This is a genomic window from Scytonema sp. UIC 10036 (assembly GCF_009725235.1).
On record NZ_WJFC01000344.1, the window covers coordinates 1 to 8020 of the forward strand.

Below are 8020 nucleotides of genomic sequence, written 5' to 3' on the forward strand. Positions count from 1 at the left end.
GAATACACATAGATAAGAAATTTTCGTCTTCTTATGGCAAAAGTTTGTGTACGAGGCAAAAATGGCAAAATTGGTCTGGGCTTCTATTTTGGCGAAGGTATTGAAAGCTGTAAGAGTATTTTTCTGGGTTGCGCTTAAGCCAGAGATACCAGTGATATTCATACCTTCATAAGGACGAGGCGATCGCAATATCTCCTGACACTCTCCTGTCAAAATATCCCAAAGTCTAATTGTTTGGTCTTGACTCGCACTTGCTAGAATTCGTTCGTTGGGATGGAAAGCAATTCCTAAAACCCAATGCTTATGTCCAGAAAGTGTTTTCAAGCATTCTCCCGTATATCTATCCCAGAGTTTAATTGTGCGATCGCTCTCAAAAGATGATAATATCGAGATTGTGGGGAAACCAAAAGTTTATCGTGACAATCAGGGAAAACCTTGGTTATATGTAGCGAAGGAAGGCAGCGCAGAAGATACAAAAATTCGATGTTTTGTGCGTGCAAATGCACAATACCATCGTTGCTCCATAGCGAGAGGTGTATTGTCATTATAGTAAATCAGCAATCAAATCATCAACGCTTCCCCTATGAGCTGTCCCATCCTTAAAAGCCTGCATGACTTCCTGGGCGTTAGCCAAAATTTCAACCCGCCGTTTCTCAATTCGTTGTTGTCGAAGAAACTCAAATAAATACTCTCGTTCTTCTACGGGCAAACTTTCAATAGAATTAATAATTTCTTGTAAAGTCATTAAAAAAGCTACCAATCAAATAAATTCCGCCTTTGCTAATTCTATTTTAATCTCTAAATCCAAATCTTCAGCCTCTTATATCTGATTTTTGTAAAATATGATAATAGATTACATTATTTAAGTGTAAAGGATTTTGTCATGTTCGCGATCGCGGTTCCCAACAACACCAAAACACAGCCCAAGATCGTTGTCATCGTTACGGCTTCTTGCAGTACGATCGCACCCCAGAGCATTGCAAATAGGGGAATGAGATAAGCTACTGTTAAAGCTTTAGTTGAGCCAATATTTTGAATGAGCCTGAAGTAGAGAAAATAAGCAAAAACTGTTGATAGCAAAGCTAAAGCAATGACTGATAAGACTACAGCAATAGATGGTGTTTGTTGAGGTATTGTGAACGGTAACATAGGTAAAATTAAGAATGCTGCGCTGAGTTGACTCCCAGTTGTAACAACTAGCGAAGGAACACCTCTGAGATTTTGTTTGATGTAAGGGGCTGAAATCGCATACATCAAAGCCGCACATAATCCAGCTACTACTGCTGTAAAGAAAGTTGGTGTGGCTGCAACGGCTTTCCAGCCAACCAAAATGACTACGCCTGTGAACCCTAACACAAAACCAATGATTCGAGTTGTAGTTAATTTCTCCTTCAACCAAACAGAAGCAATAATCGTGCCAAATAAGGGTACTGTAGCATTCAAAATAGACGTAAATCCAGCAGGAAGAGACACTGATGCAAAAGCAAGAAGTAAAAATGGAATGGCAGAATTCATCCAGCCAACGACAACGATAGGAATGAGATTTCGTCGAATCTCTTGCAAAAGATTCAATCGCATCAGGATTGGCAGTAATATTAATCCAGCTAACAATACTCGGAACTCGATTAGCCAAACAGGACCTAATACAGGGGCTGCAATTCTCATAAACAGGAACGAACCACCCCACAACGCTGCAAGTAACAAAAGCTCAAGGGTATCTGAGATTTTCATAATGTTGGATTAACAAACTTGAAATTTTGAACAGTAAGGGCTTTAGCTTACATCAAATAGAGCGATCGTTCTCACTGGATTACAACAATTAAATAAATTGGTTAAAAAACAAACTGTGTAAAGGTATGTAAACACGCAAAAACCCTACTAATGACAAATGACGAATGACGAATGACAAATGACAATCTTTGTTTGCTCGTGCTGAAGTAACCATTGCTTGCGATCGAGTCCACCTGCATAGCCTGTCAACTTACCATTAGATGCAATGACTCGATGACAAGGCAGAATAATGGAGATTGGATTTCGTCCATTGGCAGAACCAACAGCGCGAGATGCGACGGGTTTTCCAATCTTCTTGGCTAATGCTCCATAGGAAATTGTTTCACCAAAAGGAATTTGAAGCAATAGTTGCCAGACTTGTTTTTGAAACGCTGTTCCCTGTGGCTCAATGGGTAAGTCAAAACGTTGGCGCTGGTAAGCAAAGTATTCGGCTATCTGTTCTTGAGTTTGGACAAAGGGATCTACTTGCTGTGACTCATGCCAGTCTTTGGTTTGTTCTGGGAAAAACTTTTGTCCTTGTAGATATAATCCAGTTAGCGATCGCCCATTCGAGGTGAGCAATAACTTTCCTAGAGGACTATCTAGCCATCTGTAGTAAATCATCCAACTTGCTCCAAAGATTTCCAAAGGTACATTGCTGCATAAGCTCGCCAGGGACGCCATGGTTCGGCAATTTGCAAGACTTGTGCGGGTTTCTCAACGTTCAACGCCCGACGTAACCCTAAATCGGCGTGGGGAAACGCATCTGGATATGCTAGCACTCGCATCGCAATGTATTGAGCCGTCCATTCTCCAATTCCAGGGAGTGTTTTGAGACGAACAATTGTCCTGTCAATTTCTGAGTAAGTGTCTAATCGCAAGTCTTTGTTTACAATCGCTTGAGCGAGCGCAATAATTGATGTTGCTCTGGTTAACAAGATTCCTAAAGCCGTTAAATCCTGTGGAGATAATTGAGCGATTTGGGCTGGAGTTGGTGTCAGATTCGTCAATCCTGTAATTGGAGTTTGAATTGGCGTACCAAACGTCTCAATCAATCTTCCCATTAAGGTTGTTGCAGCTTTCACACTGACTTGTTGACCGAGAATTGCACGGACTGCAACTTCAAATCCATCAAAAGCACCCGGTACTCTCAAACCGATATAGGATACGGTGAGATCTCTAAGATGATGAGCAATTAAGACTGGATCGGCTGCTAGATCGAAGAGTGCTTTCACTCTGGTGAGAACGGGTAAAATAACTGCAACTAGAGAGGCTGAGAGTTCGACTTGCAATTTGTCTTGCTTGGTAATGGGAGATACCCGAATCCAACCCTGATATTGGTCTATTCTCACTGTACGCTGATAGCAATTACCTTCAATCGCTTCTATACCTCTACTCGCCCTACCTTGTAGAAAGCTGAGTAACCCTTGCCAATCTAAAGGTGGACGATAAGCAAGCTCGCACCGCAAAATATCTTGTGGCAGATTTGTAACTTTGCGGAGTGCTGTAGGATTCAGTCGATAGTGCTTCTGAAACAGTGCATTCAACCGTCTTACGCTTGAAAAACCACTGGCAAATGCAATCTCTGTAATCGATAAATTACTATCAGTTAGAAGCCGCTTAGCCAGAAGTAATCGCTGTGTTTGCGCGAGTTGAATGGGAGAGACGCCAAATTCCTGCTGAAGTACGCGGCGTAAATGGCGATCGCTAACGCCGAGTGAGTTTGCCAGTTCGCTCACCGATCGTTCTGTTAACGCACCATCTTCAATATAACTTGCTGCTGCTGCCGCTAATCTACCCACTGCGTCAATTTTAGCTTGTCCTGGAGCTAATTCAGGACGGCAGCGCAAGCAAGGACGATAACCAGCTCGTTCTGCTGCGGCTGCACTGGGATAGAACGTACAGTTCTCACGACGCGGTGTTTTAACCGTACAAACAGTACGACAGTAAATGCCCGTACTAGAGACACCAACAAAAAAAATTCCATCAAAACGCCGATCTCGGCTCAAAATAGCACGATAACATTGCTCGTCAGTCAGCATAAACTTATGTCGAGTCGAATAACCTCAGCATAAAAGGAATTTCACTCACCGTCTCGCCATTTTCGGACGTTAATATTAGACATCTCCGAACGAAAGATGTAGGGGCGCAATGCCTTGCGCCCCTACCTAGACTTTTGGGTAATGCATAATTAAAACTGATATGACAATTATGTTCCCGGACGAGAGCGAAGAAGATGGCTGATATGATGGCGATCGCCTAATATTTCTAACAAAGGACCATTAACGTCAAATTTAACCATACTGACCGACGCGACCAAAATATTTACTCGATAGCGATAGCGTCCCAAATCAATTCCCAGTAAACTGCAAAGTAGAATCCGAATCGTGGCTTTATGGGAAACTACTAAAACATTACCTTGGGGATGTTTTTCTTGAATTTCAGCAATTACAGGCAGAGAACGGTTAGCAATATCTACCGCAGTTTCTCCACCTAGTGGTGCATTCCAAGCTGGTTCTGTTAACCATTTTACATAGTTTTCTGGGTAATTCTCTTGGGCAAAGGCTTTACTCTTAGTTTCCCATTTGCCGTAACTACCTTCTCGAAGTCCGTCACGTAACTGCATATCCATACCGATAGCATCACAAAAGGGCTTGGCAGTTGCAATTGTACGCTTCATTGGGCTAACATATATTGCTTCCCACTTCAATTTTTGATAAACTTCGGCAAAGTTCTCTGCCATCTGCATCCCTTCAGAAGTTAACTCCGCATCAGTTTCACCGCAGAAATTACCACTTTGACTAAAAGTAGTTTCTCCATGTCGCAGTAAATATAAATTGAGTGTCATAGCTGGTATCGCGATTGGGATAAAGGAGTTCGTGCAAAAATAAAATACCATCAATCTCGCAAGCGAGTATGTGACACCAGGACAAAGTCATCAACCAAAAAAGTTAATTAACCACAAAAAACTTTTGACCTATGAAGCAAATGTCGGACTACAACTTCTTTAAGCCCGAACTACTTGTGTGCCCTGACTGACGCAGTATTAGCAATTTAGGGAAATATATGTTAGTCTCTAGCGATCAAAGTACCACAGAGCCTACCAATATTAAAGATCGTATATCTAATAGCGAAGAATGTATACAGCAAATTTCAACTTGGTGAGGTAACACCCCTTTCATCCCCCCTTAGTAAGGGGGGATGAAAGGGGGTGTACCTCATTAGACTGAGAAAGGCTATATATTATAAATATATAGATCCTTGTGTGTATTATTTAAATATGATAGGAATATACATATATCAAATATTTTTTGTTAATATTGATAACAATACACAAAGTAAGCCATACATTACAGACCTATTAATAGTGAGATTAATAGGCTCAAAATGAAGGATACAAATATTGAAGTTGAAATAAAAATTAAAGAAAAACTAGTAAATGAAGAAGGTTTGAAAAACTTTTTTCTGAAAAAAGTTTCAGATCGGACACGGACAGTTTTAATTTTTCAAGAAGTTATAAAGATAATAGTTTCTATATATCTAAAATTAACTTTTACTGAAAGTAAAGACTCTTATTACAAAAAAGGAGAACGCGATCGCTCTAGAATGAATTTATTGTTTAAAGATCTTAAAAAACTAAAAGAAGCAATACATGACGCCACAGATATTAATATTAGAAAATATCCTGAAGATACATTTCCTCCATTTCAAGAGGAACTTAAGAGTCTTTTAAAACCGTTTAATGAGATGACTTTGGAACTGATGGAAGTAAGTAGGAAAAATTAAAATCAGCTGTGCCCTGAAAACCGATACCAATTCACGAAATGCACAATACATATACATTGGTGGTAGGGGCGCAATGCATTGCGCCCCTACCAGGGCATTTGGAGCACCAAAAAAGTGAAAAATTTTTAATTACGAATTACAAATTATTCGGTCACTGGTTACTGTTCACTGCTCACTGATTCAATTTCTTGCCAGTATTTATAAGCCGAGTACGCTAAGGTAACGACTCCAGTAATAATGGCAGTTTCATCGACTTCAAAAAGGGGATGGTGCAATGGATAATTTAAAATTCTATCCTTGAAACCTACACCTAATCGAAACATAGAACCAGGAGCGTGTTCTAAATAGACAGAAAAATCTTCAGCACCAAGGGATGATTCGGGGAGTACTTGGACGCGATCGCTACCCCAAGCTTCTTCGGCGGCTGATTGCAGCAGTTGCGTCAAAAAGTAATCATTTTGCACTCCCGGTACACCCTGACGGTAATTCACTTGATATTTTGCGCCGTAAGAATTACAAACACCAGCAACAATTTTTTCAATCCACTGTAGTAAATTGGCGCGAGTTTCAGGATGGAGAGAACGCACGGTTCCTAGTAACCGGACTTTATCAGCAATGATATTTGGTGCTCTACCACCTTCAATCTTTCCAATGGTTACGACTACGGGACGTAAGGGATTTTGTGTCCGGCTAATTGCTTGTTGTAGGGTCGTGATAACTTGTGAAGCTATCCAGATAGCGTCAACCGCTTCATGAGGTCGAGCACCATGCCCTGACTCCCCAATAATGATAATCTCTAAATCATCAGCCGCCGCAGTGAGTGCGCCATAACGGATACCAATAGAACCAGCAGGTATTGATGGGAAAACATGAAGGCTAAGTATACCCGAAACATCTTTCATTGCTCCATCAGCTACCATCCAATTAGCCCCTTGAGCAATTTCCTCAGCTGATTGAAATAAGAACCGTACTTTACCAGGTAATTCCTCAGCTATCTGAGACAGTACCATTGCAGTTCCCAAACCAACTGTTGTATGAACATCATGACCACAGGCGTGCATGATCCCAGGAGTGCGAGAAGCGTAATCCAAAGCAGTTTGTTCGCAAATTGGCAAAGCATCCATATCAGCACGTATTGCCAACAATCGGTTTGAATCACCAGTTCCTTTGAGTTCTCCGATAACACCTGTTTTGCCAACGCCTTCTTTAACAGAAAGACCACTCGAAGATAAAACACCAGCAACAAAGGCCGCTGTTTGTGACTCCTGACCACTCAGTTCTGGATGGGAATGAATGTGACGGCGAATTTCAATTAAACGAGGTGCGAGTGCGATCGCTAAATCTTTGATGCGAGTAAGCATTGGTCAACCAGGTTACAATTTTTCTTTATCATAAAGTGGATGGTAAAAAACAATGTGCTACTTGCGACAGTAAATGACTTTGATTTTTAAAACCCCGACTGCTCTGAGAAGTCGGAGTTCTAAAAATTTCATCCCTTAAAATTGGTATGCTGAACTACTTTTGTTCACTTACTCTGTGTAGCAGGTTGTACCAGTAGCGCGTTCCAATTTAAAAGCGTTACAATCTTTAGGGCTTTCGCGCTGTAACGACCATTGATAAGGTTTGTCAGAAGTGACATTACCAGTAGGCATAGTTGTCAGGCGGAAGTGTGCGCCTCTAAAATTCGTGAACTGTGTTTTTGCGTCTTTAAGATTAGCAGCTTCTAAATTAGCGCTCATAAAACCTACATACCTGATATCGGCATTTTCTAGAGAAGCTGATTTAAGATTCGCACCAATTAACGAAGCACCTTTGAGATTGGCAGAATTTAACACAGCGCCTTGCAAATTGGCACCTGTTAAATCCGCATTTGCAAGATTGACCCCGGATAAATTAGCACCTTGTAGGTTAGCATCTCTCAAACTTGCTCTACTGAGATTGAATTGAGTGAGATCGGCATTAGTTAGATCGCAACGTGGACAGGTATTTGTTGCTTTTAACTGTTCTAAATCTTGCGGATTTTGAGCCAAGACTTGTGCTGTCAAGCCAAAACCAGTTAACAACGCAGTCGTAACAGCTATTTTTACGTTCATAGTTTCTTTCAAATAAATCCTAACTCGGAGAATTTGGCGTACTGCTATACTTACATATAGAAGTTATTATGCATATGTTAAAATTAAAGCAACAGTAAAGAAAACGTAAATATACCGTAAAATCTTGTGAAGAAGCTAGTCAAAAATAAGTCAGCAGCATAGAATGGAATCATCAACGACCTATACAGAAACTCTATAACCTACGAATTATAACTCCCCTCAGCTTGGTATAAAAGATGGCTGGGGGGAAAATTTTTGGGAATTTTGGATTTTAGATTTTGGATTTTAGATTTTGGATTTTAGATTTTGGATTTTAGATTTTGGATTTTGGATTAAGAATTCGGTCTTCTCCCCTACCCCCTACCCCCTAC

At 40.7% G+C, this 8020-nt stretch carries 10 protein-coding genes; 2 read left to right on the forward strand and 8 right to left on the reverse strand.

Going from position 1 to position 8020, the window contains the following annotated elements; translation table 11 throughout:
• On the reverse strand, window positions 1–324 hold a 324-nt coding region (locus tag F7734_RS59585), incomplete at its 3' end, for a hypothetical protein (RefSeq protein ID WP_155753571.1).
• A gap of 34 nt (window positions 325–358) precedes the next feature.
• Between F7734_RS59585 and F7734_RS62800 the strand changes: the two genes are divergently transcribed.
• The gene (locus F7734_RS62800; RefSeq protein ID WP_243147634.1) at window positions 359–550 is read left to right on the forward strand and encodes a hypothetical protein; all 192 of its coding nucleotides are present in this window, start codon (window positions 359–361) and stop codon (window positions 548–550) included.
• Here the strand turns inward: F7734_RS62800 and F7734_RS59590 are convergent.
• From F7734_RS59590 to F7734_RS59610, 5 genes are all read right to left on the reverse strand, one after another.
• Entirely contained in the window at window positions 545–745 is a 201-nt protein-coding gene (locus F7734_RS59590; protein WP_155753572.1) for a hypothetical protein, read from the reverse strand. The two genes, F7734_RS62800 and F7734_RS59590, sit on opposite strands and share 6 nt — an antisense overlap.
• 113 nt (window positions 746–858) lie before the next feature.
• Window positions 859–1731 carry a DMT family transporter gene (locus F7734_RS59595; protein ID WP_155753573.1) on the reverse strand — a complete coding sequence of 291 codons (873 nt, stop codon included), beginning with the start codon at window positions 1729–1731 and terminating at the stop codon, window positions 859–861.
• Between the two features lie 147 nt (window positions 1732–1878).
• Window positions 1879–2394, reverse strand: a complete 516-nt coding sequence (locus F7734_RS59600) for a methylated-DNA--[protein]-cysteine S-methyltransferase (protein ID WP_155753574.1) — start codon at window positions 2392–2394, stop codon at window positions 1879–1881.
• Complete coding sequence (locus tag F7734_RS59605; protein WP_155753575.1) at window positions 2391–3812, reverse strand: DNA-3-methyladenine glycosylase 2 family protein; 1422 nt, start codon at window positions 3810–3812, stop codon at window positions 2391–2393. The genes F7734_RS59600 and F7734_RS59605 overlap by 4 nt, the downstream gene beginning before the upstream one ends.
• 167 nt (window positions 3813–3979) lie before the next feature.
• On the reverse strand, window positions 3980–4618 hold the full coding sequence (locus F7734_RS59610; protein WP_155753576.1) for a histidine phosphatase family protein: 639 nt from the start codon (window positions 4616–4618) through the stop codon (window positions 3980–3982).
• A gap of 539 nt (window positions 4619–5157) precedes the next feature.
• Between F7734_RS59610 and F7734_RS59615 the strand changes: the two genes are divergently transcribed.
• Window positions 5158–5556, forward strand: coding sequence for a hypothetical protein (locus tag F7734_RS59615; protein ID WP_155753577.1), 399 nt, complete (start codon window positions 5158–5160; stop codon window positions 5554–5556).
• 158 nt (window positions 5557–5714) lie between these two features.
• On the opposite strand, the gene F7734_RS59620 is transcribed toward F7734_RS59615, so the two are convergent.
• The gene (locus tag F7734_RS59620; RefSeq protein ID WP_155753578.1) at window positions 5715–6917 is read right to left on the reverse strand and encodes a M20 family metallopeptidase; all 1203 of its coding nucleotides are present in this window, start codon (window positions 6915–6917) and stop codon (window positions 5715–5717) included.
• A gap of 168 nt (window positions 6918–7085) precedes the next feature.
• Window positions 7086–7649 (reverse strand): pentapeptide repeat-containing protein, encoded by a 564-nt coding sequence (locus F7734_RS59625; RefSeq protein WP_155753579.1) that lies wholly within the window; start codon window positions 7647–7649, stop codon window positions 7086–7088.
• Window positions 7650–8020 lie beyond the last annotated feature (371 nt).